Origin of the sequence: Erythrobacter sp. W302b (genome assembly GCF_046452395.1) — a bacterium.
Taxonomy (GTDB): domain Bacteria; phylum Pseudomonadota; class Alphaproteobacteria; order Sphingomonadales; family Sphingomonadaceae; genus Erythrobacter.
The window spans coordinates 1,737,510-1,764,017 of sequence record NZ_JBKFDH010000001.1; the positions used below are offsets into that span (position 1 = coordinate 1,737,510).

The window sequence follows — 26,508 nt, forward strand, 5'->3', positions numbered from 1 at the left end:
ATCAGGCCAGGGCCGCGCTGCTCTTGAGCAATTGGTAGGCTTCGACCACCGCACCCAGCTTGGCCTCGTGCTGCCGATCCCCGCCGTTCCGGTCAGGGTGATACCGCCGCACCAATTCGGAATAACGCCGCCGCAGCCGGGTTCGGTCGATGTCGCGGCCGAGGCCCATGACCTCCAGCGCCCGGGCTTCATCGGCGGAGAAGCGCACCTGCGCCGCGGCGTCCCGCGCGCGGCCTTCGGCACGGCTGCGGATACCCCGCGCCCGCGCGGCTATGGCATCGAGCGGGTCGGCGTAGTCGGCCCAGCGCGGCACCCCGTCCACCCCTGCATCAGCACGGAAGGCGCGGGTTTCGGTGCGCCAACCGGCGATGGGCGACTGCGCGGCGATGATTTCTTCGGCGCTCATGCCTTCGAACCAATCGTAGCCCGCGTTGAATTCGCGCACATGGTCAAGACAGAACCAGCGCCACTCGCCCGGCCCGTCAAACCCGTTGGGGCGGCGTCCGGGCGCGCGGAATTCGCCCGCCTCGCGGCAGCCGGGCGCTTCGCATCGGCGTCCCTCGCTCTCGACGCGGCCGTGAAATCGTGGTGAAGGCATAGCCCTTGAGAATGGCGATCAGGCTCCCAAGTTCCAAGCCTGAATTTGGCCGATCAGCTTGCAAAGAAGGAAAGTCCCGATGAGTGTCGCCGAGGAAATGCGCGTCCTGCTGACCGAGGCCTTCGCGCCCGCACGGCTTGCGATCATCAACGATAGCGCCAAGCATTCGGGTCACATGGGGGACGATGGCTCAGGCGAATCGCATTTCACCATCGAGATCGACGCGGCAGCCTTTGCCGCGATGAACCGCCTCGCCCGCCAGCGCGCGGTGATCGCGGCCTTGGGCGATATTGTCGGCCAGCGGGTCCATGCCGTGGCGATCAAGGCGGGCGTGCCGGAGGAATGACGCTCAACCCCAACCTGCGCCTGCGACGCGCGGCGCGGCTGATCGTGCTCGACCCGGATGACCGTGCGCTGATGTTCCGCTATGACGTGCCGGGGCGCGATCCCTTCTGGGTGACGGCGGGCGGCGAATGCGAGCCGGACGAAAGCTTCGCCGAAGCCGCGCGGCGCGAGCTCTACGAGGAGACCGGCATCGCCGCCGATCCCGGCCCCGAGATCGCGCGGATGACGCCCGAATTCGTTACCGTGGAGGGCGAGCCCGTGCAGGCCGACGAGCGCTTCTTCCTTGTGCGCGTTACGGAGGCGCGGATCGACACCTCTCGGCACACCGCACTGGAGCAACAGCTGATGACGCAGCACCGCTGGTTCACCCGCGCCGAGCTTGTTGATTGGCCCGAAGCGGTGTTTCCTGCGAACCTCGGTGACATGATCGATCAGGAGACGCGCGCATGAGCACGCCCGCCATTACGCAGACCATCACCCCGGTCAGCCATGATCTGGGCGCATTCACCGTGCGCCGAGTGCTTCCGGCGCGGGAACGCACGATGGTGGGGCCGTTCATCTTCGTCGACCAGTTCGGCCCGGCCGACCTGACCGGCGATGGCATGAACGTGCGCCCGCACCCGCATATCAACCTCGCCACCGTCACCTGGCTGTTCGACGGCGCGATCGACCATCGCGACAGCATCGGCAGCTATGCCACGATCCGGCCGGGTCAGGTCAACCTGATGACCGCCGGGCGCGGGATCGTCCATTCCGAGCGCAGCCCCAAGGCCGAACTGGCGACCCGTCCCGGCATGTCCGGGATGCAGACCTGGCTCGCCCTGCCCGATGGTCGCGAGGAAATCGATCCCGCCTTCGAAGCAGTCACCGACCTGCCGATGGTGTCGGACAGCGGGGCCAGAGCATGGGTGATCATGGGCAGCCTGTGGGGTGCGACGGCGCCGACCACCACCTATGCCGCAACGATCTATGCCGAAATCCTGCTCGAAGCGGGCGGCACAATCCCGCTCGATGCGGACGCGGATGAACGCGCGGTGATGCTGGTCAGCGGCGATGCCAGTGTCGATGGCGTGGCGCTCGAACGCTATCAGCTGGCGGTGCTGGCCCCGGGCAAGGCGATGCGGCTGTCCAGTCAGCGCGGCGGGCGGGTGATGCTGCTGGGGGGTGAGGCCTTCGCCACCCGCCGCCACGTGTTCTGGAACTTCGTCAGCTCCCACCGGGAGCGGATCAATCAGGCCAAGGACGATTGGCGCGCGGGCCGCTTCCCGACGATTCCCGGCGATGCGGACGAATTTATCCCCTTGCCCGACAAGCCCAAGACCGTCAGCTATCCCTGAAATCGCATTCGGGAGAGAGCAATGGACTACGCAGGCAAGGTGGCTTGGATCACCGGTGCGTCATCGGGGATCGGTGCAGCACTGGCGCAGGAACTGGCAGCACGCGGCGCGCATGTGGTGCTGTCAGGTCGGGACGAAGCGCGGCTGACCGAAGTGGCGGCAACATGCGGTGAGACGCTAATCCTCGCCTTCGATGTGCGGGACGAAGCCGCGCTGGCCGATGCCACGGCCAAGGCCATCGCGTGGAAAGGCCATGTCGACCTCGCTTTCGCCAATGCCGGGATTTCGCAGCGCAGCCGCGCCTTGAAAACCTCGATGCAGGTCTACCGCGACATCATCGCAGTGGATCTGCTCGCCCAGATTGCTTTCACCCAGGGGCTGATCGGCCACATGGCAGAGCGCGGATCGGGCGCGCTCGGGTTCATTTCCTCGATCGCGGGCAAGGTGGGCGTGCCGATGCGCACCGCTTACAGCGCGGCCAAATTCGGCCTTGCGGGCTATGCCGATGCGTTGCGGGCCGAGTTGTCGATCAATGGCGTTTCTGTCCACACCATCTACCCCGGCTCGGTCGCGACGAATGTGTCGCGGAACGCGCTCAACGCCGATGGCACGCAGCGCGGGCGCTCCGACAAGGCGATTGACGAGGGCATTCCCGCCGACATCGCCGCCCGCCAGATGCTCGACGGCATCGCTAAAGGGGAGCGCGAAATCATCGTCGCCGAAGGCATGGAACTCGCCATGGGCGAAGCGCGCCGCACGCCCGAGGCGCTGTTCGATCAGGTCGCCGGCATGGTCGCCAAGGGTTACATGGACAAGCTGGAGCAGCAGTGATGAGCTTCGATCTCAAGCGGGTGCATTTGCCCAACGGCATCAGCCTCAATATCGTCGATGAGGGCCCGGTCGATGCGCCCGTGCTGATCTTCCTCCACGGCTTTCCCGAGAGCCACCGCACCTGGCGTCACCAGATCGCGCATTTCAAGGACCGGTTCCGCTGCATCGCCCCCGATCAGCGCGGCTATCGCGGATCGTCCAAGCCGCAGGAGGTTGCCGCCTACACACCCGACAAACTGATAGGCGATGTGTTCCTGCTGGCCGATGCCTTGGGGATCGCGCATTTCACCATCGTCGGGCACGACTGGGGCGGCGCGATTGCCTGGGGCGTGGCGCTGGGCGGGCAGCACGCGCGGGTGACCCGCGCGGTGATCGCCAATGCGCCTCACCCCGTCACCTTCCAGCGCCTGCTCTACACCCACCCCGGCCAGCGTGAGGCGAGCCAGTATATCCGCGGCTTCCGCGATCCGGCGAACGACGCGCTGGTGAAGGAGCACGGCCTCACCGGCCTGCTGCTCAAGGAAGTGAAGTGGGACCGCCCCAGCGCGATGGAGCCCGAGGAACGTGACGCGCTGCTGCTCGACTGGCAAAACCGCGATGCGGCCTTCGGGATGCTCAACTACTACCGCGCCAGCCCCATCGACGTGCCGACCATGGACGCGCCCTTCGCCATTCCCGAGGGCTGGACGCCCCCGGCCCTCCCCAAGCTCACGATCCCGACGCTGGTGATCTGGGCGCTCGACGATCTCGCTCTCCCGCCCGAGAATCTCGACGGGCTGGAGGCAATCATCGACCCGCTCACGATCGTGAAGGTGCCCGATTGTGGGCACTTCGTGCCGTGGGAGGCCCCGGAGGCGGTCAACGCGGCGATGGACGCGTTTCTCGCAGGTTGACCGCGAAGTCCCTCCCCGTCCTGAAAGGATGGGGAGGTGGCAGCGCGGAGCGCTGACGGAGGGGTCATCACCGCCCGTCTTACCCCTCCGACCGAGGCCTGCGGCCTCGCCCGCCTCCCCATTCGCCAGCGAACGGGGAGGGACTTGTTGCGGCTATGCTAGCCACTCCACCCACGCCCCATGCGGATGGGCGTGGGACAGCATGTGGTCTTCGCCATGGTGCGTCTCCCCTTCCCACAGGCGCACGCGCAATTCGTGGCGGAAGGTGGCGGGGTCGGTCTCGAGCGCGACCCAGCCGAGCGGAGTGTCGGGGGTGGCGGCAGCGCCTTCGGCTTCAAACGCGGCGGTGATCCGCGCTTGGGTGGCGGCGGGCATGTATTGCCACATGATCGAATGGAACATCACCCGCGCCACACCCGGCTGTGCGGGCCGGGCGAGCATGGTTTCGGCGAAGTCACCGGCGTCGGCGGCGACCAGATCGGGCGGCTGTGCCCCCGCCAGCGCAATTGCGGCGTCAATCCGGGCCATGCGCTCCCCCGCATCAGGCCAGACATAGGCCTTGAGCCGCAGCGCCGCGTCAGCATCGGCGAGATTGATCGGAGCAATGTCGCAGCCCTTGACGGAGGTGATGCCGAACCCGGCAGGCGGCACGGGCGGCGAGGCTCCACGCCATTCGGGCACGATCCGCATGGGCGAATCCGCAGGGCCGACCTCGGTCTCGCCCAGTCGGAAGAAATAGCGGTCGATCATGGTATTGACCCCGGCGCTTGCCCCCAGTTCGAACAGATCGAACTGCGGCGCGCGCACCCGCTGTGCCAGCCACAGCAATCCGGCCATGATGCTGGCGGAGCGGCCTGCTTCGTTGGTCTGCGGCGGGCCGTCGAGCCACGGCAGCAGCCGCGTATCGAACGTGTGCGTCAGATCGAGCACCAAGGCGTCAACCGCAATCTGATCGGTGATCGCTCCGGCGTAAACCTCGGCCAATCGGTCATCCGCTCCGGTCAGGAGCAGGTGGTGAAAGCCCCCCGCCAACCGCAAGGGCATCGCATCCTTCAGCGTCAGCCCCGGCCATGCCGCGATCCGGCGGCCGGTCGCCGTGTCGCTTGCTCGCACCCCGGCCAGCGCCCGGATCACCCGCGCCGTGGCGGGCGCACCGTTTTCCTCGGCATGATGCGCCTGCCAGTCGAGCGCGGCAGTGAAGTCTTCCAGACCCATGATTCCCGTATCTTCTGCCGCCATCACCATTGCCCTTTTGCCCGCTCGTCCTTAAGTGCGCGGCCAATCATGACCACCGATGGCATTCAAGACAATCCCGGACAGCTGACCTTCGCTGTCCCCAAGGGGCGCATCCTCGATGAAGCGCTGCCGGTGATGGCGCGCGCCGGTGTGGAGCCTGACGCCGAGTTCCACGATCCCAAAAGCCGCGCGCTCGCCTTTGCATGCACCCGCAACGACATGCGGATGATCCGCGTACGCGCCTTCGACGTCGCGACCTTCGTCGCGCATGGCGCAGCGCAAATCGGGATCGTCGGCTCGGACGTGATCGAGGAGTTCGACTACGCCGATCTGTATGCGCCGGTCGATCTCGGCATCGGCCTGTGCCGCCTGTCGGTCGCCCGCCTTGCAACCGACCTTGATGAGCCGGGCAGCGTCAGCCACTTGCGCGTTGCGACCAAGTATCCCAGCCTCACCCGCCGCCATTTCGAGGCGGCCGGGGTCCAGGCCGAATGCGTCAAGCTCAATGGTGCGATGGAGCTTGCGCCCTCGCTCGGGCTCGCGCGGCAGATCGTCGACCTCGTTTCGACCGGCAAGACGCTCAAGGAGAACGGGCTGGTCGAAACCGATGTGATTCTCGAAATCTCGGCCCGCCTGATCGTCAACCGCACCGCGCTCAAGACCGACGCCCGCGTCGCCGCGCTGGTCGATGCTTTCCGCCGCGAGGCGCAGGACCGCACTGCTAAGGCCGCCGCCGCATGATCCCGATCCTCTCCACCCTCCAGCCCGATTTCGCGAAAGTGTTCGACCGCATCGTCGATGCCCGACGCGAATCCGACAGCGAAGTCGCGGGCCAGGTCGCCGATATTCTTCAGACGGTGAAGCTGCGCGGTGATGCGGCGTTGTCAGAATACACGCAGCGCTTCGATGGCTATACGCTGGCGGACGAGGCCGACTGGCTGATCACGCGCGAGCGGTGTGAACAGGCCTATCACGAACTCGCCCCCGATTTGCGCGACGCGCTCGAACTCGCAGCGGCCCGCATCCGCGCCTATCATGCGGCGCAGCTGCCCGAGAACCGCGACTATGTGGACGCGGCCGGAGTCAGGCTGGGTGCGATCTGGCGGCCCGTGGATGCGGCGGGGCTCTATGTGCCCGGCGGGCGCGCGGCCTACCCCTCCTCGCTCCTGATGAACGCGATCCCTGCCCGCGTCGCCGGGGTCGAGCGGTTGGTGGTCGTCACCCCTACGCCCAAGGGCCAGTCGAACCCGATGGTGCTCGCCGCCGCGCATATCGCCGGTGTGGACGAGATCTGGCGCGTCGGCGGGGCGCAGGCGGTGGGCGCGCTTGCCTACGGCACGCAGCGGATCAAGCCGGTCGACGTCATCACCGGCCCTGGCAATGCCTGGGTCGCCGAAGCCAAGCGCCAGCTTTACGGCGTGGTCGGGATCGACATGGTCGCGGGGCCTTCCGAGATCCTCGTGATTGCAGACGGCAAGAACGATCCCGATTGGATCGCCGCCGACCTCCTCAGCCAGGCGGAACACGATCCGACCTCGCAATCGATCCTCATCACTGACGACGCGGGCTTCGCGCGGCAGGTCGAGGATTGCATCGACTTGCAGATCATGCAGCTTGCGACCGCCAAGACCGCCCGCGCATCGTGGGACGCGCATGGCGTGATGATCGTGGTCAATGACCTGCTCGCGGAAGCCCCTGCCCTCGCCAACCGCCTCGCTGCGGAACACGTCGAGATCGCGGTCGACGATCCCGAGCCTTACCTCAAGGCGATCCGTCACGCCGGGAGCATCTTCCTCGGCCGAATGACGCCCGAAGCCGTCGGCGATTATGTCGCTGGCCCGAACCACGTGCTGCCAACCGGTCGCCGCGCGCGCTTTTCGAGCGGGCTGTCAGTGCTCGATTTCATGAAGCGCACCAGCTTTCTGGGGCTTGATGCGGCGTCCTTCGCCGCGATTGGCCCCGCCGCCGCAACCCTTGCCCATGCCGAGGGTCTGCCTGCCCACGCCAAGTCCGTGGAACTGAGGATCAAATGAACCACCCCGCCCGCTCCAAAGCCCGCTCGGCTGCGCGTCTCGCCGCCGTCCAGGCGCTTTACCAGCAGCACATGGAAGGCACCGCTTTGGCGCGGCTGCTCGACGAATTCCACCAGCACCGCCTGGGCCGCACGATCGACGATGACGATTTCGACGACGCCGCATATGCGGATGCCGAAGTGCCGTTCTTCGATGACGTGGTGCGCGGCGTGGATGCCCGCAAGGACGAGATCGACGCGCTGGTGGGGAGCAAGCTCGCCGCCGGATGGAACATCGCGCGGCTCGACAAGACCATGCTGCAAGTGCTGCGCGCCGGGACCTATGAACTGATCGCCCGCGTCGATGTGCCCGCTGCGGTCACGATCAACGAATATGTCGATGTGGCCAAGGCGTTCTTCGATGATGGGCAGGCGAAGTTCGTCAATGGCATTCTGGATGCGGTGGCAAAGGACGCGCGGTAACGTCCCTCCCCGTTCCGAAGGAATGGGGAGGTGGCCGCGCGTGAGCGCGGTCGGAGGGGTTCTGCCCCTGCGCCTTACCCCTCCGTCACCGCTGCGCTGTGCCACCTCCCCATCCTTGCAGGACGGGGAGGGACTTAGGTGAACGAAGCCGATTTCATCACCGCCCTGCGCGCTCTGCCGCTCCACCCCGGCGCGCGCGGATTGGCGGATGATTGCGCGGTTCTGATTATCGGCAGCGAAACCCTCGTCATCACCCACGACATGATGGCCGAGGGCACCCACTTTCGCGCCGACGCCGACATGGCAGACGTAGCGTGGAAGCTGGTGGCGACCAACCTGTCCGACCTTGCCGCCAAGGGCGCGACGCCGGTCGGCGTGCTGCTTGGCCACACGCTGGGGCGCGATGATGCGCGGTTTCTCGAAGGGCTGCGCACGGCGCTCAAGGCTTTCGACACGCCTTTGGTTGGCGGAGATACCATCGCTGCCACAAGCGCACGCGCCCTCGGCCTGACAGCCATCGGGCGGGCGACATTCACCCCGGTTCCGGCGCGGAGCGGTGCGCGGGCGGGTGACGGCGTGTGGCTGACCGGCCCGGTCGGGCGAGCGATGCTCGGCTTCGAGGGGCACCCCGAGCACCTCGCCGCTTTTAATCGCCCTCAGCCGCGCCTTGCCGAAGGACAAGCCCTCGTCCCCCATGTCAGCGCTATGATGGATGTCTCCGACGGGCTGCTGCTCGATAGCTGGCGCATGGCGCAGGCGAGCGGCGTGACCTTTGCGCTTGATCCCAATGCCATCCCGGTTGCCGACCCGTTGCGGCTGGCCGACTGCATCCGCTGGGGCGATGATTACGAACTGCTCTTCACTGCCGCACCCGCTGCCCCATTGCCGATTGCAGCGCACCGTATCGGCACCGTCATCGAACGCACAGACGCACCGCTGATGCTGGGTGATGCGCCGCTCTCGGATCCCGCCTCCCTCGGCTACCAGCACGGCTGACACGCCCGATCTGCCTGCCAAAACTGCTGAAACCGGCGCAAAACCGGCTTGGCACTCTCCGGGAGGCTTGCCAGCCCCTCGCAAGCCCCTATGACTATGCGCCTCGCGCCCGAGGGATCACAAAAGAGGCGCGTGCGCCCCGCAAGGGGAAGCAACATAAGACGAGAGGGGATTGCTCGTGAATCTATTGCTCATTTCGATTGGGCTGGGGGTGCTTGCCATTGTCTATGGCATCATCACCAGCTCGCAGGTGCTGAGTGCCAGCGCCGGTAACGCGCGGATGCAGGAGATTGCCGCCGCCATTCAGGAAGGCGCGCAGGCCTACCTCAACCGTCAATACACCACCATCGCCATCGTCGGCGTCGTCGTCGCCGCGATTGTCGCCTTTGCGCTGGGCACGACCGCGGTGATCGGCTTCGTTACCGGCGCGGTGCTGTCGGGCGTGGCGGGCTATATCGGCATGAATATTTCGGTGCGTTCCAACGTGCGCACAGCGCAGGCGGCCTCCGAGGGCCTTCAGGCGGGCCTGACGCTGGCCTTCCGCGCGGGTGCGATCACCGGTATGCTGGTGGCGGGCCTCGCGCTGCTGGCGATTGCGGTGTTCTTTGCTGCGATGATCGGGCCAATGGGCCTCACCCCGTCGAGCCGTGCCGTGATCGACGGCCTCGTCGGCCTCGCCTTCGGCGCTTCGCTGATCTCGATCTTCGCGCGCCTTGGCGGCGGGATCTTCACCAAGGCGGCCGACGTCGGCGCGGACCTTGTCGGCAAGGTGGAAGCGGGCATCCCTGAGGACGATCCGCGCAACCCTGCCGTGATCGCGGACAACGTGGGCGACAATGTCGGCGACTGCGCGGGCATGGCCGCCGACCTGTTCGAGACCTATGTCGTCACCGTCGGCGCGACCATGGTGCTGACCGCGCTGCTGCTCACCGGCCTCGGCGATCTGCTGCTGCCGATGATGGCGCTGCCGCTCTTGATCGGGGGCGTGTGCATCGTCACTTCGATCCTCGGCACCTATTTCGTGCGCCTTGGCGGCGGGACCAACGTGATGGGGGCCATGTACAAGGGCTTCATCGTCACCGCGGTAACCTCGATTCCCGCCATCTACGGCGTGATGCAATATGCGCTGGGCGACATGAACACCCCGCTCAACGGCGATGCGACAAGCGCGACCACGCTCGGCTTCACCGGCATGGACCTGTTCCTGTGCGCCCTGCTCGGCCTTGCCATCACCGGCCTCATCATCTGGATCACCGAGTATTACACCGGCACCAAGTACCGTCCGGTGCGCTCGATCGCCAAGGCCTCGGAGACGGGCCACGGCACCAACGTGATCCAGGGCCTCGCGATCAGCCTGGAGGCGACCGCGTTGCCGACCCTCGTGATCGTGGCGGGCATCATCATCGCCTATGGGCTCGCGGGCCTCATGGGCATCGCCTATGCGGCGACTGCGATGCTGGCGCTGGCGGGCATGGTCGTGGCGCTCGACGCCTATGGTCCGGTGACCGACAACGCGGGCGGCATCGCCGAAATGTCGGGTCTGGACGATAGCGTGCGCGAGAAGACCGACCTGCTCGACGCGGTGGGCAACACCACCAAGGCCGTGACCAAGGGCTATGCGATCGGTTCGGCGGGCCTCGGCGCGCTGGTGCTGTTCGCGGCCTACACCACCGACCTTCGGACCTTCTTCCCGAATGTCGAGGTGGACTTCAGCCTCGAGAACCCCTTCGTCATCGTCGGTCTGCTGCTGGGGGCCTTGCTGCCCTACCTGTTCGGGGCGATGGGCATGACCGCGGTCGGCCGCGCGGCGGGCGACGTGGTGGTCGACGTGCGCGAGCAGTTCCGCACCAATCCGGGGATCATGGCGGGCACCTCCAAGCCCGACTATGCCCGCACCGTCGACCTCGTCACCAAGGCGGCGATCAAGGAGATGATCATCCCCTCGCTGCTGCCCGTTCTGGCGCCGGTGGTGGTGTACTTCGTCATCACCGCCATCGCCGGACAAGCCAACGGCTTCGCGGCGCTGGGCGCGCTGCTGCTGGGCGTAATCGTGGGCGGGCTGTTCGTCGCGCTCTCGATGACCGCGGGCGGCGGGGCGTGGGACAATGCCAAGAAGTACATCGAGGACGGCAATCACGGCGGCAAGGGCTCAGAAGCCCACAAGGCCGCGGTGACGGGCGACACGGTCGGCGATCCCTACAAGGACACCGCCGGGCCTGCCGTGAACCCGATGATCAAGATCACCAACATCGTCGCGCTGCTGCTGCTCGCGGCGCTGGCGCACGCGGCGGTGTAACCCGCCAGCCGTGCGACAATTCCAAACCCCGCCGGGCCACCCGCCCGGCGGGGTTTATCTTTGCCCGCGCCCCTGTCCCCGTCTCGGACAGCCGCCGCCCGCGCTGAGGCTTTCTTAATCGCCCTGTGCCATCAACCTGCACGAAGCCGCAGAGTGATGCGGCAAGACGGGGTTAACGGGCATGGACATGGGGTCGGCGAGCAGCTTTCGCACCCGCGCGCGGCAGCCTGCCGCAGGGGCCGCGTTGCGCCTGCTGATCCTCGCCGAGCTGGAAGAGCCTGCCCTCCTCGCCGCGTGGGAGCGCCTTGCCTCACGCGCGGCCGAGCCCAATCCCTTCTTCGAGCCGTGGTACCTCCTCCCGAGCTTGCGCCAGTGGGGCGAGGGCGTGCGGGTCAAGGCGTGGTTTCACGAGGGGCGGCTCGCCGGGCTGATGCCGGTGGCGCGGGCCGCGCGCTATTACGGCCACCCGCTGACCCATGCGAGCGTCTGGCTCCACGCCAATGCCTTCTGCGGCGTGCCGCTGATTGCGGCCGGGAACGAGGACGCCTTCTGGCGCGACATGCTCGCCCATTTTGACCGCCGGGCACGACATGCGCTGTTCCTGCACTTGCCGATGATGCCCGCCGATGGCCCTGCGAATAGAGCGCTTGAACGCGTGCTCGCCGCCTCACCGCGCGCGCATTACACCGTTGCCGAGGAAAACCGCGCGCTCCTGACTGGCGAGCGTTCTGCCAAAGCCTATCTCGAAGCCGCGATGAGCGCCAAGAAGCGCAAGGAATTGCGCCGCCAGCACAATCGCTTGGCCGAGGAAGGTGCGCTCGTCTTCGAACGGTTGGAAGATGACACCGGGCTGGCGGAATGGACCACCGAATTCCTCGCGCTGGAAGCAGCCGGATGGAAGGGCGAGGCGGGTTCGGCTCTGGCCAGCGCGCCGGACACGCGCAGCCTGTTTGAACAATCGCTTGCAGGCGCTGCGGCAGCAGGACGGCTCGAACGCCTCGCGCTCCGGCTTGATGGACGGGCGATTGCGATGCTGGTGAACTTTGTCACCGCGCCGGGTGCCTACAGCTTCAAGACCGCCTTTGACGAGGATTACGCGCGCTTTTCTCCCGGGATGCTGTTGCAGCTTGAAAACCTCGCGCTTCTGGCACGGCCCGCAATCCAGTGGACCGATAGCTGCGCCGCGGAAGGCCATCCGATGATTGAGCGCCTGTGGCGCGACAAGCGCCGCATGATCAGCCGCAATATCGCCATAGGCGGGCCGCTGCGACGCGGCCTGTTCCGCCTGCTGATGGCATACGAAACCCGCCCAAGGAGCAATGCATGAATGCCCCTGCCCACTTTGCCGACGCGCTGTCCGCGCCCGTTTTCCCGCAGGCATCGCGCGCGCAGTTTGCCGCGCATTATCCCGAGAAGCCGCATATCCTCGCCCACGGCCTCACCAGCCACCCGCTGCTGGAGATCGAGGCGCTGGCGCAGCTGGCGGAGCGGCTGCCCCTCACCAGTGTCGAATACAACCGCGGCGATCTGCCGATTGGCGTCGACGGCAAGCCCGGCTCCAACGGGCTGACCATTGCCGAGACCATCCGCAAGGTGGCCGAGGCGGAAAGCTGGGCGGTGCTCAAGAATATCGAGCAGGTGCCCGCCTATCAGGACTTGCTGCTGGGCCTGCTGGAAGAAATCCGCCCCGAAATCGAAGCCGCGACCGGCGCGATGCTGACGCCGCAGGGCTTCATTTTCGTGTCCAGCCCCAATTCGGTCACGCCCTATCACTTCGATCCCGAACACAACATCCTGCTCCAGATCCGCGGCAGCAAGGTGATGACCCAATTCCCGGCCGGCGACACCCGCTTCGTGCCCGACACAGCGCATGAGACCTACCATTCGGGCGGGCCCCGCGAATTGAAGTGGGATGACAGCTTTCTCGCACATGGGCGCGAATTCCCGCTCGCCCCCGGCGAGGCGCTGTTCGTGCCAGTGATGGCGCCGCATTTCGTGCAGAACGGCCCCGCCCCCTCGGTCTCGCTGTCGATCACCTGGCGTTCGGAATGGAGCTACCGTGAAAGCGACGCGCGCATCTTCAACGCGATCCTGCGTGAGCGCGGTTTCACGCCTGCCGCCCCCGGTCGCTGGCCGCAGCAGAATTATGGCAAGGCCTATGCCTTCCGCATCATGCGCAAGCTTGGCTTGACGGGTTCGTAAGCGCCTCGCATGGCCCTGCGCCATGAGCGAGACTCCAACCCCTGAGCAACTGGTTGCCAGCCTGATCCGGCTGCTGACGGTCGAAAAACGCGCCGCCGACGTTTATGCAGGCCCCCCACAGGCTGATGGCATCGGCCGCGTGTTTGGCGGGCAAGTGCTGGCACAGGCGCTTCAGGCCGCGCAGGCCAGCGTCACTGATGGCAAGCGCGCCCATTCGCTCCACGCCTATTTCCTGCGCGGCGGGCGCGAAGGCGTGCCGATCGAATACCGCATCGAACGCGACTTCGACGGGCGCAGCTTCGCCAACCGCCGGGTGGTCGCCGCGCAGGAGAACGAGGAAGGCATCGCCGTCCCGATCCTCAACCTCACCGCCAGCTTCCAGCAGCCAGAGGACGGGCTTGAGCACATCGACTCGCCGATGCCCGATGTGCCCTTCCCCGATGATCTGCGGTCCGACATGGAGCAGCGCCGGGAAATTGCCGCGGCATGGGCTGACCGCCTGAGCGATCAGCAGCGCCGCATGATGCTGCGCCCGCGCCCGATCGAGATGCGCACCACCGACCGCCTGCACTGGATGAGCAGCGAACCGCGCGAGCCGCGCGCGCATACGTGGTTCCGGGTCTGCGCGCCGATCACCGGCACTGACGACACGCCCGAATTGCACCGCGCGATCATCACCTATGCCAGCGACTACACCCTGCTCGGCACCAGCGCGCTGCCGCATGGCCTCAGCTGGATGCGCAACGAGCTGGTTGGCGCGAGCCTCGATCACGCGCTCTGGTTCCACCGGGACGCCCGCGCGGACGAATGGCTGCTCTACGCCACCGACGCGCCGTGGAGCGGCGGCGGTCGCGGGTTCAACCGTGGGCGGATCTTCAACCTCTCCGGCGAGCTGGTGGCCAGCGTCGCGCAGGAGGGGATGATGCGGAAAAGGGTGAAGGGTTAAGTCAACCCTTCGTCATTGCGAGCGTAGCGAAGCAATCCACGAACCGAGCCATCCGCGTGCGATGACGTTCCTCCATGGATTGCCGCGTCGCTAAGCTCCTCGCAATGACGAGGTTAGTGGGCGAGAAACACCGGCATCTGCGGCTCGCTCAGCATCCGCCGCGTGACCCCGCCCAGCAGCAGCTCGGCAAGGCGCGAGTGGCCATAGGCTCCCATCACCATCAGCGAACAATCGCGGATCTGCGCCGCAGAGAACAGCGTGTCGGCAATACTCGCCTCGCCGCGCGGAAGCTCGACGATCTCGCATTCGATCCCGTGGCGGCTGAGGTACTTGGCCCCCTCGGTCGAAGGCAGGTCAAAGCGCGCCTTGTCCGATTCCTCAATGACGCTTGCCAGCGTGACCTTGCACGAACAGGCGAGCAGCGGCACTGCCGCGCGCAAGGCGTGTGCGCCTTCGGATGAACCATTCCAGGCGACCAGCATCGGCGCGCCGATGTCGAAGCTCTTGGCGCCCTCCGGCACCACCAGCACCGGCACCGGCGCCTTCAGCACCACATCGCCCACCAAAGCCGAAGGCCCGCGCCCATCCGTGCCAGCCTCGGCTGGGCCGAGGATCACGATATCGGCCAGCGGCGAAGCTTCCAGCAAGCGGTGCGGGGCGATGCCATAGACAAAGCGCCAGTCCCACGGCACGCCTTCGTGCTCCAACTCCTTCTCGATCTGGGCGCGCAGGTTCTCGGCATTTTCCTTGATCACGGGCATCGCCGCCGCGATGGCCGAGCCGTAGAAATCGCCGGGTGCGAAGACTTCGTAGCTGACCGCCTGAAGGCAAGTGAGGTGCCCATTGGTCGCGCGGGCAATATCGAGCGCAACTTGCAGCCGCGCGGTCATCGCGCGGTCATGGTCAATGTGCAGCAAGATGGATTTCATGGCGTGTCTCCCATTCATGGTGAGGATAATCGCCCCGATCGCCGCAACTGGCTTTGACAGAGATCAATTTCTTCGCCGCGCCCCTGCGGTCTCCATAGCATCTTGCCTTCGCCAAGGCGCGCGCTCATTCTGCGGACAGGGAGAGACCAACATGCAGATCACGCGCCATCCGCCGGTGAAGACGTCGCTGGAGCCGTCAAACCACCCGTATCTCACCGGGCCATGGACGCCGCTGCACGAAGAGACGGACGTTGCGGAATTACGGGTGATTGCGGGCGCTATTCCTGCTGACATTGACGGCATTTACTTGCGCAACACCGAAAATCAGGTGCACCAGCCTCTGGGCCGGCATCACCCCTTCGATGGCGATGCGATGATCCATCAGGTGAATATCTCCGGCGGCAAGGCCAGCTATCGCAACCGTTTCGTTCGCACTCATTGCTTCGAGGCCGAGCAGATCGCGGGGCGGAGCCTGTGGGGCGGGCTGATGGACCCGTGGGGCACCAGTGTGCGGCCCGGCTTTGGCGCGCATGGCGGGCTGAAGGACACCGGCAGCACCGACATCATCGTGCACGCCGGGACGGCCTATGCGACGCTGTATCAGTGCGGCGAGGCGTGGATGCTCGACCCCGTCACGCTCGGCAGCCGGGGCAAGGCGCCGTGGGTGCCGCTTGACGGCATCTCCGCTCACCCGAAGGTGGACGAGGCGACCGGCGAGTTGATGTTCTTCAACTACTCGAAGCACGCCCCTTTCATGCATTACGGCGTGGTCGATCGCACCGGGCAGTTGGTACATTACGTGCCCATCCCCCTGCCCGGCCCGCGCCTGCCGCATGACATGGCGATCACGCCCAACTGGTCGATCCTCAACGACATGCCGCTCTATTGGGACGAGGAGTTGCTCGGGCGGAATATCCATGCGGCGCGCCTTCACGATGGCGTGCCGACGCGTTTTGCCCTGATCCCGCGCCACGGCCAGCCGCAGGATATCCGCTGGTTCGAGGCGGAGCCTACCTATGTGCTCCACTGGACCAACGCCTGGGAGGAAGGGGACGAGGTCATCCTCGAAGGCTACCACCAAGCCAAGCCGATGCCCGATCCCCTCGAGGAAATGGGCCGTTACAGCCACATGATGGCCTATGTGGACGAACACTCGTTCCAGTCCCGCCTCCACCGCTGGCGCTTCAACCTGAAGACTGGTGAGACGCGCGAGGAGCGGCTGACCGACCGCATCGTCGAATTCGGGATGATCAACCCGCAATACGCCATGCGCAAGAGCCGCTATGTCTGGTCCACCACCACGCGGCCGGGTTGGTTCCTGTTCAACGGCTATGTCCGCCACGATACGCAGACAGGCGCGGAGCAGGTCTTTCAGCTGCCCGAGGGTGTCTATGCCAGCGAAAGCCCGATGATCCCGAGGAAGGGTGCGATCTTGGAGGATGACGGCTACCTCGTCACCTTCCTGATCGACGAGAACACCGGCACCTCCGAATGTGCGATCATGGACGCGAGCGACGTGACCAAAGGCCCGATCTGCCGCCTCGCGCTGCCGCACAAGATCTGCTCAGGCACCCACTCGGTGTGGGTCGAGCATGATCAGCTGCGCGCCGACGCGGCGTTCCATGCGCAGCGTTTCGCGGCGGCATGACGTCACCGGTCGAGGTGACTTGAACGCTCGTCGCCCGCGCGCTTGCGCCTGACCACCCCCACGCCTAGCGCCCCGGGATTGGACGACTGTTCCCGGGGACTTTTCATATGACCTTTCGCCTTGCCCTTGCCGCCTCGACCGCGCTGTTCCTGACGGCGGCCCCGGCGCTCGCCCAGACGGCCGCTGCGCCTGCCGCAGCCACCGCCTCTGCCGAGCAGTCCGAACACGACAAGCTGTTCGCGCTGTTCGCGGATGCCGACGCGCGCGAACTCGCGCTCAATCCGCTCAGCCGCCTGTTCCGGGGCGAGGAGGAAAATGCCGGGCGGCTCGGCGATCTGCTGACCGATTCCAGCTTTCTGGCCAGCCGCACCGACATCAAGCTGAACCTTGCGCTGCTGGCCCAGATCGACCGCAGCAAGCTGTCCGAGACCGACCAGCTCGCCTATGACGTGTTCCAGTACACGCAGCAGCGCGCGCTTGAAGGGGTCAGTGACGAGATGCGCGCGCTGACCGAGGTGCGGCCGCTCAACCACTTCTTTGGCCTGCACACCTTCTACCCGCAGTTCGCCAGCGGCACCGGGGTCGCCCCGTTCAAGACGCTCGCGAATTACGAGGACAACCTCTCGCGCCACAATGACTATATCGCCTTCATCGATCGCGCGATTGCCAAGTTCCGCGAAGGCATGGCGAGCGGCGTGGTGGAAACCAAGCTCACGGTCGGCATCATGGTCAGCCAGCTCGACACCCAGCTGAAGACCCCGCTGGCAGATTCGATGTTCATGGCGCCGGTGAAGAAATTCCCCGACACCATTGCCGAGGCGGACCGCACCCGCCTTGCCGCAGCCTACGCAGCCAAGACCGCCGAACTTTATGCCGCCAACACGCGGCTGCGCGATTTCCTGCGGGACGAATATCTCCCCGTCGCGCGCGACAGCATTGGCCTGTCGCAGATGAAGGGCGGCGACAAGCTTTACGCCCGTCTGGTTGAGGATTCGACCACGCTGCCGATGGATCCCGAGACGATCCACCAGCTTGGCCTGTCGGAAGTCGCGCGGATCAAGGCAGATCTGGAAAAGCTGAAGAAGGAAGTGAAGTTCAAGGGCACGCTGACCCAGTTCTTCGACTATGTCCGCACCGACCCCAAGTTCCAGCCCAAGACCCGCGAGGCGCTGACCCAGTCCTATTACGACATCGGCAAGCAGGTCGATGCCAAGATCGGGGACTACTTCTCGCTGATCCCCAAGTCGCCGCTGGAAATCCGCCCCTATGATCCTTCGACCGAGGAGTTCGAAGCGGGTGGCTCGTACCAGTCCGGCTCGGCTGACGGATCGCGTCCGGGCGTGTTCTACTTCAACGCCTATGACCTGCCGAGCCGCCTGACCCCGGGCAATGTCACGCTCTACCTGCATGAAGGCGCGCCGGGCCACCACTTCCAGATCAGTCTGGCGCAGGAGAACGAGGCGCTGCCCGCCTTCATGCGGTACGGCGGCACCACGGCCTATGTCGAAGGCTGGGCGCTCTACGCCGAGACGCTGGGCTACGAGATGGGCTTCTACAAGGACCCGTGGAACCGTTACGGCACCTTGCAGGACGAACAGCTGCGCGCCATGCGGTTGGTGGTCGACACCGGCATCCACGCCAAGGGCTGGACCCGCGATCAGGCGATTGCCTTCATGATGGACAATTCGGGCATGACCCGCACCGAGGTCGTGGCCGAGGTGGATCGTTACATCGCCATCCCCTCGCAGGCGCTGGCCTACAAGATCGGGGCGCTGACCATCCAGAAACTGCGCAAGCGGGCCGAAACCCAATTGGGCGGAAAGTTCGACATCAAGGCCTTCCACGAGCAGGTTCTGAACACCGGTGGCCTCCCGCTGGCGGTGCTCGAAGCCAAGATCGACCGCTGGATTGCAGCCCAATCCGGCACGTGATCGAGCGCGCGAGGGCCCCTCGCGCCTCAACTCATCGCATCCCATCCCCGGTTGCCCGCTCCTGTGGCAGCCGGGGAATTGACGTTCACCTGCGAGCAAGGTGTGGCTGAACAACCACGCCTCGCGTACTGAATTCAACAAGGGCCACCATACGGGATCGCGGCCCGCACCACAGGAGCAATACCACTGTGACCACCATCACGCATAAGGCGCGCAATCTCGCGCTGATCGCCCTTTTGGGCGCTGTTTCTGCCACTGGCCTTGCCGCCCAAACGCAGGCACCCGTCGAGGACCAGGGCGAAGTGCTGACCACTGTCTATGGTTCGCTGCCGCCGCTTGCCGAAATGAGCGAAGGCCCCAAGGTCACCGGCATCATCTCGGCGCGCAAGGGTTCGCGCCTGCAAGTGACGGCTGACGATGGCACGAACACTATGATCACGCTCCACCCCGAAACCGAAATCCGCACCCGCGGCGGGTTCCTTGGCATCGGCAACAAGGCATTCGATCAAAGCGCGCTGATCAACGGCCTGCCGGTGATCGTAAAGACCAGCCAGTACGGCGAAGGTCTGGTTGCCAGCGAAGTCCGCTTTACCAGCGATGACCGCCAGATCGCGGCGATGATCCGCGGCGGCACGCAGCAGCAGTTCGGCGAACAAGGCGCTGCGATCCAGGCTAATGCCGCCGCCACCGAAGCGCTGCGCGGCCGCTTGGGCGATATCGACAAGTACAACCTCAAGAGCACTACCAACGTCTATTTCGACACCGGCAAGGCGGTGCTCTCGCCCGGTGCCAAGGCGGAACTGTGCGCCGCTGCGCAGACAGCCAATGCCAACGAAAATTCGCTGATGCTGGTGCTGGGTTACACCGATTCGACCGGTTCGCAGGAAGTGAACCAGACGCTGTCGGAAAAGCGCGCAGCGGCAGTGGTCAACCACCTGCAACAGGTGTGCAAGTGGAAGCCCTACCGGATGCTCACGCCGACCGGCATGGCAACCTCCGATCCGGCCGCCGACAACACCACAGCCGCCGGACGCGCGCAGAACCGCCGCGTTTCGGTCAATGTGCTGGTGAGCAAGGCGCTCGACGGCCAGTAAGCATCACGGCCCTCCCCGTCCCGCAGGGATGGGGAGGTGGCAGACGCCTCAGGCGGCTGTCGGAGGGGTGAGGGCACCGTGCCATTCCCTCACCCCCCCGCGTGGTAGAAATCATACACCTTGCGCGCCACCGTCGCGCTGACGCCGGGGGCGCGTTGCAGGTCTTCGAGAGCGGCGGCGCGCACCTTGCTCGCGGTGCCGAAATGCAGCAGCAGCGCGCGCTTTCTGGCCGGGCCGATCCCCGGAATCTCGTCGAGCGGTGAGGCGGTGATCGCCTTCGATCGCTTGGCCCGGTGCGCGCCGATGACATAGCGGTGCACCTCGTCACGCAGGTTCTGCAAGTGGAACAGCAGCGGCGAATTCACCGGCAGCATCCTCTCGCGCCCGTCGGGGAAGTGGAACACCTCGCGCCCATCGCGCCCGTGATGCGGCCCCTTGGCGACGCCGATCACCGCGATCTCGTCCGCGATGCCGATCTCTTCCAGCACCCGCATGACGCTGGAAAGCTGCCCCTTGCCGCCGTCGATCAGGATGAGGTCGGGCAGCGTCGTCTCGTGCCCGCCCGCCTTGACCTCGGGGTTTTCCTCGCCTTCCGCGAAGTTGCGGAACCGCCGCGCCATCACCTCGCGCATCATCGCGAAGTCGTCGTTCGATTGCGCCTCGCGGATGTTGAACTTGCGGTATTGCCCCTTCTCAAAGCCCTCGGGCCCCGCGACCACCATCGCGCCCACGGCTTTGGTGCCCTGGATATGGCTGTTGTCGTAAACCTCGATCCGCTGCGGGGGCGCGTCAAGCTCCAGAAACTCCGCCAGCTCGCGGTTGAGCTTGGCCTTGGTGCCGGTCTCGGCCAGCCGCCGTTCGAGCGCCTCGACCGCGTTCCTCTGCGCCTGTGCCATCAGCTTGCGCCGGTCGCCGCGCTCGGGAACGGAAATGCGCACCTTGCGGCCCGCGACTTCGGACAGCGCCGCTTCCATAAGCTCAGTTTCGGGGAGTTCGCGGTCGACGAGGATCGTGGCCGGCGGCGGGACTTCCTCGTAGAATTGCAGCATCACATCGGCCAGCACCTGCGCCTCGTCCACCTCATTGGTGTGGCGCGGGAACAGCGCGCGGTGGCCCCAGTTCTGCCCGCCGCGGATGAAGAAGGACTGGACGCTCATCTGCCCGTTCTTGGCGGCAAGCGCGAAGATATCGGCATCGCCCAGCCCCTGCGCGTTGATCGCCTGCGAGCCTTGAATGAAGGTCGCCGCGCGCAACCGGTCACGCAGCATCGCCGCCGTCTCGAAATCGAGGTTCGCCGCGGCCTCCGCCATCTGGCGCTCCAGATCCGCCTGCACCGCCCCCGACTTGCCCGAAAGGAAATCCTTCGCCTGCCGCACCAGCGCGTCATAGCCCGCCTCGTCGATCCGCCCCACACAGGGCGCCGAGCAGCGCTTGATCTGATAGAGCAGGCAGGGCCGGTCGCGATTGTTGAAGAAGCTGTCGGTGCAGGAGCGCAGCAGAAACAGCTTTTGCAGCGCGTTCAGCGTGGTGTTGACGCTCCCCGCGCTCGCGAACGGCCCGTAGTAGTTGCCCTTGGCCCGCCGCGCGCCGCGGTGCTTCTGGATACGCGGGAAGGCGTGATCGGCACGCAGCAGGATGAAGGGGAAGCTCTTGTCATCGCGCAACAGCACGTTGAAGGGCGGACGGAAGCGCTTGATCAGCTGCGCTTCCAGCAGCAGCGCCTCGGCCTCGGAATTGGTGGTGATGATTTCCATCGACCGGGTCTGGCTGACCATGCGCTGCAAGCGGCCCGACAATCCGGCAATCTGCGTATAATTCGCCACCCGCGCCTTCAGCGAGCGCGCCTTGCCGACATAGAGCACCTCGCCGCGCGCATCGAGCATCCGGTAAACGCCGGGCGAAGGCTTCAGCACCTTCACCACCTCGCGGATCGCCTGCACGCCGCCTTCCAGATCGGGCTTGGCGCTCGACACGGTATAGGCGGCGCGCTCCTCGTTGAAGCGATCGCCGCCGCGCGGATCGTGGGGGGAGCCTGCGGGGGTCTTTGACATCAGGTGCAGATAGGGACTGCGGGGGGCGATTGGCAATTCCCGCCAGCACGCCTATCCGCACCGGGATGGATCAGCATGACGTCATCATTCTCGGCGCGGGCGCGGCCGGGCTGTTTTGCGCAGGCCAGGCAGGGCAACGCGGCTTGCGCGTGGCGTTGTTGGAGAAGGCGGACGCGCCGGGGAAGAAGATCCTGATCTCGGGCGGGGGGCGCTGCAACTTCACCAATCTTGGCGCGGGACCGGGGAATTACCTCTCAGCCAACCCGCATTTCGCCAAGAGCGCGCTCGCCCGCTATACCCCCGCCGATTTTATCGCGCTGGTCGAGAAGCACGGCATCGCATGGCATGAAAAGACGCTGGGCCAGCTGTTCTGCGACGGCTCGGCGAAGCAGATCGTGGCGATGCTGCTGGACGAGTGCCCGCCAGAGCAGGTCAGTCTGACCTGCGGGGTCGACATCGCCAGCGTCGCACGGGGCGCAGATGGCCGTTTCACCGTCACCGCCGCCGATGGCCGCCGATGGCAGGCCCCCGCGCTGGTGATCGCCACCGGCGGGCCTTCGATTCCGAAAATGGGTGCGAGCGACTTTGCCTATCGCCTTGCCCGCCAGTTCGGCCTCAAGGTGGTCGAGCCCCGCCCTGCCCTCGTGCCTCTGACACTGGGGGGCGAGGATGCGCTGTTCCGCGAATTGTCAGGCGTTGCCGCCCCAGTGCTGGCGCGAGCCGGATCAGCCGAATTCGCCGAAGCCGCGCTTTTCACCCACAAGGGGCTGTCCGGCCCCGCGATCCTGCAAGTCTCCTCCTACTGGCGGCGTGGCGAAGAGGTCGGCATCACCTTCCTGCCCGATGCTGCGAGCGACTGGCTGGTCGAAGCCAAGCGCGACCGCCCCCGCACGCACCTGCGCACTCTGCTGCGCGAACGCCTGCCTGCGCGGTTGGCCGATGCCTTGGCGGATCGCTTGGCGATGGAGCGGGAATTGGGGAACCTGTCGGACAAAGACCTGCGCGCCGCCCAAACAAAGCTCGCCGACTGGCGCTTCGCCCCCAACGGCACCGAGGGCCTCGCCAAGGCCGAAGTCACCGCCGGGGGTATCGCCACCGCCGAACTTTCCAGTCGGACGATGGAAGCCGCCAAGGTCCCCGGCCTCTACGCCATCGGCGAGGCCGTGGACGTCACCGGCTGGCTCGGCGGCTACAATTTCCAGTGGGCGTGGGCGAGCGGCTTTGCTTGCGCTGAAGCGCTGGCATCGTAAGCTCTCCTTCCCCCGTCATCCCCGCGCAGGCGGAGATGACCATGTTTGGCGAGATGTTTGATCCACCTCGTCAGAACAACTTCCGCAGATCGATCCCGAGATACAGCCCGAGCGGGTCGATCACGAACGGCTGGTAGTTGACCGGCGTCTCACCCGCCGAATCCCGCACCTTGCGCTGCGCGTCGAACACGTTGTCAGCCACAAGGCTCACGCGGAAGTCCTTGAACAGGCCCTCGTTCTTGCCCGTGACTTCGCCGAGGTTGGCGAAGATGCGCAGGTTGAAGGTCGCAATGTCGTCGAAGAACAGATCGCTGGTGCCGACCGCCCCGTCGAGGCGGGTGGTGCCGGTGTAGATGCCCGACAGGCGGAAGCCGACGCCCTTGCCGAACAGACCGGCCTCGAGGCGGCTGGAATGGCGCGGCTGGCCGAAGGCGCTGGTCGCCTGACCGTCCAGCTGGTCGAGCGGTTGCAGGCCGGGGGCGATCAGGATCTCATTGGCGAGCTCGATCGTGTGGGTCAGGTTGAAGAAGTAGCGCCAGCCCTGGAAGTTGCGCCCGGCGAGGGGGTTGAAGGCAGGGCCACCCGCAGGCGGTCCGCCCGCAGGGGCTCCGGCGCCCTGTGCGCCAGCAGGAGGCGCGGCGGCGCAGAAGCGCTGCTGGAACTGGGCCAGCGCCTCGGGCGGGATGGTGCCATCGGGCAGACGCGACCGGTCAAGTGCCATCTTGATAAAGGTGGGATCGACGCCCGGCAGCTCGGCCGAGACATCTTCGCCGCGTTCGATCTTGGCGACCAGCTCGGCAATCGCCGCCGTACCGTCCGGGCCACACGCGCGCTCACGGAAGGCGGCGAGCTGCGGCGGGATGCTGGCCGAAACCGTGCCTGCCGGAGCGCCCGGCGCACCGCCGCCCATCATGGCCGGATCAATGCTACAGATCCGCGTGCGGAACTGCGCCAGACGGGCCGGATCGACTGTGCCGTCTGCCCCGCGAATGCGCGCCAGCATCGGGGCGAGACGCGCCGGGTCAATGCCGGGGAACTCCGCCGAGATATCTGCGCCGCTATCAATCGCGGCCACCAGCTTTTCGAGGAAGGCCTGACCATCATCGGCGCACAAGCGCGCGCGGAAGGCCATGAACTGCTCACGCTGCTCGGCTGTCGGCGCGCCGAAGCCACCCGCAGGAGGACCACCCGCGCCTGCTTGTGGGGCCGGGCCAGTGGTCGGCGCAGCGGGCGCAGCCGCAGCAGGAGCGCCGCCGCCTGCACCGAACCGACCGCCACCGCCGCCACCACGGCCGCCTGCGCCTTCCGCCGGCGCGCCGATGCTGCCATTGGTCGAGAAAGTGAACTGGATCCGGTCCGCCTTCGTCTCGGCAAAGCTCACCGAACGCCGGTCAACCCGCACCACGCGGCCGCTCGCATCGCGCGTCACCCGCCCGGGGAACGCCGCCTCAGTCTCGGCCGTGATCTGCGGGAAGCTGCTCACCACGTCATCCGAACGGTTCATGATATAGTCGACCGTCAGGCGGGAATTCTCCCAGAAGGGCAGCTCCCAGTTGGCCGAGAACTTCCAGTCGCGCTGAGTCTCGGGCGGCAGAGCGGGATTGCCGCCAGTCAGCACCTCAGCCAGCACCGTCTCGCCGCGCACGAAATCGAACACGGGAACGTTGAAATTGGTGACCTGCGGATCGCCCAGCGCCGAGAGCGAAGGCGCGACCTCGCGCAAGATATAGGTCGCCGACAGGTCGAGACCGTCGATCGGCTTCCAGGTGATTCCGGCGTTCCAGTCTCCGAGTAGGCCGAAATCGCTGAGGTCTTCGAGCCCGGCCTGAAGGTTCAGAGTGAAGTCGCCCAGCCCATCGAGGAATTCCTCGCGGGTGCTTGTCAGCGGCACGACCAGATTGGCGCCGGTCGAAAGGCGGCGGCGGGTCAGCTCAGCGCCCGTCAGCGAGCGCGTGTCGCTGCTTTCGATCCGCCGCCAGTCGAACCCGAGGTCGAAGGTCGCCAGCACCTCGCCCGCCGGCAGCTCGGCGAGCGGCCCCTCGAGCGTCGCCAGGGTCTCTGTGGTAATTGTCCGGCGCAGCGCGACATCGAAACCGTTGTCGGCGCTGGTCGGCAGCGGGCCGGTGATCGCCAGCGTACCTGCCGCTGCCGCATCGCGGAAGGCCTGGAGCTGGGCGGTCCCCAGACGCCGGTCGATTTCGGTCTCGGTCTCGCTGAAGGCGCCGTCGAAGGTGGTGGTGAGACGGAAGGCATTGATCGGTTGGTTGATCGATCCGGCGGCCGAGACCGTGTCACTCGAGGAGCGCCGGGCAAGCGGCGTGTCCGCGCCGAACGTGCGCCGCGCGCTGGTGCCCGTGGGCGAGGTCAGCGTCACCGTATTGAGCCCGTCGAGGCTGCGGCTTTCGTCGCGCGCGTAATTGAGGTTGGCGCTGAGCGACGTCCCGCTGTCGATGATCGCCTTGGCCCACGAAAGATTGGCTTCGAGCCCGAAGGTGTCGGCCAGCAGACTGCGGAACTCGGCCTGATCGGGATCACCCGCGACCTGCGACTGCGAGCCATCGGTCTGCGGCACATTGCGCTCGGCCTCGGTCAGCAGGGTCGTGTCCTGCACCTCGATATTGGCATTGATCCGGCCGCCATTGGCGATCTTGAGGATGCCGAGCTGCTGTTCGTTGCGGGCATAGCCCCCGCGCGACGGCATCTCATATTCCAGATCGACCTGCCGGTTGGAATAATTGTCCTTGAGGATGAGATTGATCACCCGGCGATCAGGCGGAAAGCCGAAGCGCTGGGCAACCTCTTCGGGAAAAACCTCAACCCGGGCAAGAGCTTCAGGCGGATAGTTGGCAAACTCTCGGAAGCTCCCGATGCGAATGCCATTGACGAGAATCACCGGCTGCCCGCCGCCGCCACGCCCGCGAGCCGAACCGGTGCGCGCGCTGATCTGGGCGATGAGGTCGGTGATGGAGGTGACGCCTTCGGAAGCAATCGCGGTTTCATCCAGCTCAAGCAGCGGGGCCTGATCGACGAACAACTGTCCCCGCAGTCGCCCCGACCGCACAACGATCTCGCCACCATCGGTGGTCGTATCGCTGGCGCTTTCGAGGTCATCCTGTTCAGGCTGGGCTGCCGGTTCAGGCTGCGGCTGCGCGGTCGCCGTTTCCTTGGCTGCCAGCGGCAAGGTCAGGGCAAGAGCAAGAGCGCAGGTGCCAGCGCGCAGGCCGGCGCGGGAAAGCGGGGAGAGGTTCATGGAGTCCCTTTAATGACAATTCTTGTGACAGGGCGGCTTGTTACCGCTCCCTTGAGGGCAGACTGGCTACGCAGACGAACGGCCCAAGGATGCGCGATACACCCTGAACCGAACCTGCAAATTCCCGAACTTCGTGGGCCTAACGCACGAGCCTTCCCTTTTGGTTCCCGCATCGCTAAAG

The 26,508-nt window shown here is 66.1% G+C and carries 22 protein-coding genes; 17 read left to right on the plus strand and 5 right to left on the minus strand.

All coding sequences use genetic code 11. The features are described 5' to 3' along the window. Window position 1 precedes the first annotated feature (1 nt). A complete protein-coding gene (locus ACLBKT_RS08490; RefSeq protein ID WP_410182489.1) occupies window positions 2-598 on the minus strand; it encodes a J domain-containing protein in 597 nt (198 codons plus the stop codon). 79 nt (window positions 599-677) lie between these two features. Here ACLBKT_RS08490 and ACLBKT_RS08495 point away from each other — a divergent pair, with 79 nt between their 5' ends. From ACLBKT_RS08495 to ACLBKT_RS08515, 5 genes are read left to right on the plus strand one after another with little or no spacing between them, the layout of a single operon-like run. Continuing rightward, window positions 678-944 carry a BolA family protein gene (locus ACLBKT_RS08495; RefSeq protein ID WP_410182490.1) on the plus strand — a complete coding sequence of 89 codons (267 nt, stop codon included), beginning with the start codon at window positions 678-680 and terminating at the stop codon, window positions 942-944. Then, complete coding sequence (locus tag ACLBKT_RS08500) at window positions 941-1,393, plus strand: NUDIX hydrolase (protein WP_410182491.1); 453 nt, start codon at window positions 941-943, stop codon at window positions 1,391-1,393. Before ACLBKT_RS08495 ends, ACLBKT_RS08500 begins: the two co-directional genes overlap by 4 nt. Continuing rightward, window positions 1,390-2,280 (plus strand): pirin family protein, encoded by an 891-nt coding sequence (locus ACLBKT_RS08505; RefSeq protein ID WP_410182492.1) that lies wholly within the window; start codon window positions 1,390-1,392, stop codon window positions 2,278-2,280. The genes ACLBKT_RS08500 and ACLBKT_RS08505 overlap by 4 nt, the downstream gene beginning before the upstream one ends. A gap of 21 nt (window positions 2,281-2,301) precedes the next feature. After that, complete coding sequence (locus ACLBKT_RS08510; RefSeq protein WP_410182493.1) at window positions 2,302-3,111, plus strand: SDR family NAD(P)-dependent oxidoreductase; 810 nt, start codon at window positions 2,302-2,304, stop codon at window positions 3,109-3,111. Beyond that, complete coding sequence (locus ACLBKT_RS08515; RefSeq protein WP_410182494.1) at window positions 3,111-4,004, plus strand: alpha/beta fold hydrolase; 894 nt, start codon at window positions 3,111-3,113, stop codon at window positions 4,002-4,004. The genes ACLBKT_RS08510 and ACLBKT_RS08515 overlap by 1 nt, the downstream gene beginning before the upstream one ends. Window positions 4,005-4,157: 153 nt before the next feature. Here the strand turns inward: ACLBKT_RS08515 and ACLBKT_RS08520 are convergent, their stop codons facing one another. Then, entirely contained in the window at window positions 4,158-5,243 is a 1,086-nt protein-coding gene (locus ACLBKT_RS08520; RefSeq protein WP_410182495.1) for a DUF2332 domain-containing protein, read from the minus strand. A 45-nt stretch (window positions 5,244-5,288) separates the two neighbouring features. Here ACLBKT_RS08520 and hisG point away from each other — a divergent pair, with 45 nt between their 5' ends. The 8 genes from hisG (at window position 5,289) to ACLBKT_RS08560 (ending at window position 14,174) form a co-directional block, all read left to right on the plus strand. Beyond that, window positions 5,289-5,981, plus strand: a complete 693-nt coding sequence (gene hisG / locus ACLBKT_RS08525) for an ATP phosphoribosyltransferase (RefSeq protein ID WP_410182496.1) — start codon at window positions 5,289-5,291, stop codon at window positions 5,979-5,981. Further along, window positions 5,978-7,273 carry a histidinol dehydrogenase gene (gene hisD / locus ACLBKT_RS08530; protein WP_410182497.1) on the plus strand — a complete coding sequence of 432 codons (1,296 nt, stop codon included), beginning with the start codon at window positions 5,978-5,980 and terminating at the stop codon, window positions 7,271-7,273. The genes hisG and hisD overlap by 4 nt, the downstream gene beginning before the upstream one ends. Beyond that, window positions 7,270-7,734, plus strand: coding sequence for a transcription antitermination factor NusB (gene nusB / locus ACLBKT_RS08535; RefSeq protein WP_410182498.1), 465 nt, complete (start codon window positions 7,270-7,272; stop codon window positions 7,732-7,734). The genes hisD and nusB overlap by 4 nt, the downstream gene beginning before the upstream one ends. Before the next feature lie 138 nt (window positions 7,735-7,872). After that, window positions 7,873-8,730 carry a thiamine-phosphate kinase gene (gene thiL / locus ACLBKT_RS08540; protein WP_410182499.1) on the plus strand — a complete coding sequence of 286 codons (858 nt, stop codon included), beginning with the start codon at window positions 7,873-7,875 and terminating at the stop codon, window positions 8,728-8,730. A gap of 178 nt (window positions 8,731-8,908) precedes the next feature. Beyond that, window positions 8,909-11,026, plus strand: a complete 2,118-nt coding sequence (locus tag ACLBKT_RS08545) for a sodium-translocating pyrophosphatase (protein WP_410182500.1) — start codon at window positions 8,909-8,911, stop codon at window positions 11,024-11,026. Window positions 11,027-11,207: 181 nt separating this feature from the next. Beyond that, the gene (locus ACLBKT_RS08550; protein ID WP_410182501.1) at window positions 11,208-12,353 is read left to right on the plus strand and encodes a GNAT family N-acetyltransferase; all 1,146 of its coding nucleotides are present in this window, start codon (window positions 11,208-11,210) and stop codon (window positions 12,351-12,353) included. Then, window positions 12,350-13,228, plus strand: coding sequence for a cupin-like domain-containing protein (locus tag ACLBKT_RS08555; RefSeq protein ID WP_410182502.1), 879 nt, complete (start codon window positions 12,350-12,352; stop codon window positions 13,226-13,228). Before ACLBKT_RS08550 ends, ACLBKT_RS08555 begins: the two co-directional genes overlap by 4 nt. Before the next feature lie 22 nt (window positions 13,229-13,250). After that, the gene (locus ACLBKT_RS08560) at window positions 13,251-14,174 is read left to right on the plus strand and encodes an acyl-CoA thioesterase (RefSeq protein WP_410182503.1); all 924 of its coding nucleotides are present in this window, start codon (window positions 13,251-13,253) and stop codon (window positions 14,172-14,174) included. A 113-nt stretch (window positions 14,175-14,287) separates the two neighbouring features. Here the strand turns inward: ACLBKT_RS08560 and ACLBKT_RS08565 are convergent, their stop codons facing one another. Then, window positions 14,288-15,103 carry a universal stress protein gene (locus tag ACLBKT_RS08565; protein ID WP_410182504.1) on the minus strand — a complete coding sequence of 272 codons (816 nt, stop codon included), beginning with the start codon at window positions 15,101-15,103 and terminating at the stop codon, window positions 14,288-14,290. A 151-nt stretch (window positions 15,104-15,254) separates the two neighbouring features. Here ACLBKT_RS08565 and ACLBKT_RS08570 point away from each other — a divergent pair, with 151 nt between their 5' ends. The 3 genes from ACLBKT_RS08570 (at window position 15,255) to ACLBKT_RS08580 (ending at window position 19,776) form a co-directional block, all read left to right on the plus strand. Next, complete coding sequence (locus ACLBKT_RS08570) at window positions 15,255-16,751, plus strand: carotenoid oxygenase family protein (protein WP_410182505.1); 1,497 nt, start codon at window positions 15,255-15,257, stop codon at window positions 16,749-16,751. 107 nt (window positions 16,752-16,858) lie between these two features. After that, window positions 16,859-18,682, plus strand: a complete 1,824-nt coding sequence (locus ACLBKT_RS08575) for a DUF885 domain-containing protein (RefSeq protein ID WP_410182506.1) — start codon at window positions 16,859-16,861, stop codon at window positions 18,680-18,682. 188 nt (window positions 18,683-18,870) lie between these two features. Continuing rightward, a complete protein-coding gene (locus ACLBKT_RS08580; RefSeq protein WP_410182507.1) occupies window positions 18,871-19,776 on the plus strand; it encodes an OmpA family protein in 906 nt (301 codons plus the stop codon). Window positions 19,777-19,865: 89 nt separating this feature from the next. Here ACLBKT_RS08580 and uvrC read toward each other — a convergent pair whose 3' ends face one another. Then, window positions 19,866-21,827 (minus strand): excinuclease ABC subunit UvrC, encoded by a 1,962-nt coding sequence (gene uvrC, locus ACLBKT_RS08585; RefSeq protein WP_410182508.1) that lies wholly within the window; start codon window positions 21,825-21,827, stop codon window positions 19,866-19,868. A 65-nt stretch (window positions 21,828-21,892) separates the two neighbouring features. Between uvrC and ACLBKT_RS08590 the strand changes: the two genes are divergently transcribed. Next, a complete protein-coding gene (locus tag ACLBKT_RS08590; RefSeq protein ID WP_410182509.1) occupies window positions 21,893-23,077 on the plus strand; it encodes an NAD(P)/FAD-dependent oxidoreductase in 1,185 nt (394 codons plus the stop codon). A gap of 70 nt (window positions 23,078-23,147) precedes the next feature. On the opposite strand, the gene ACLBKT_RS08595 is transcribed toward ACLBKT_RS08590, so the two are convergent. After that, a complete protein-coding gene (locus tag ACLBKT_RS08595; protein ID WP_410182510.1) occupies window positions 23,148-26,327 on the minus strand; it encodes a TonB-dependent receptor domain-containing protein in 3,180 nt (1,059 codons plus the stop codon). Between the last annotated feature and the right edge of the window lie 181 nt (window positions 26,328-26,508).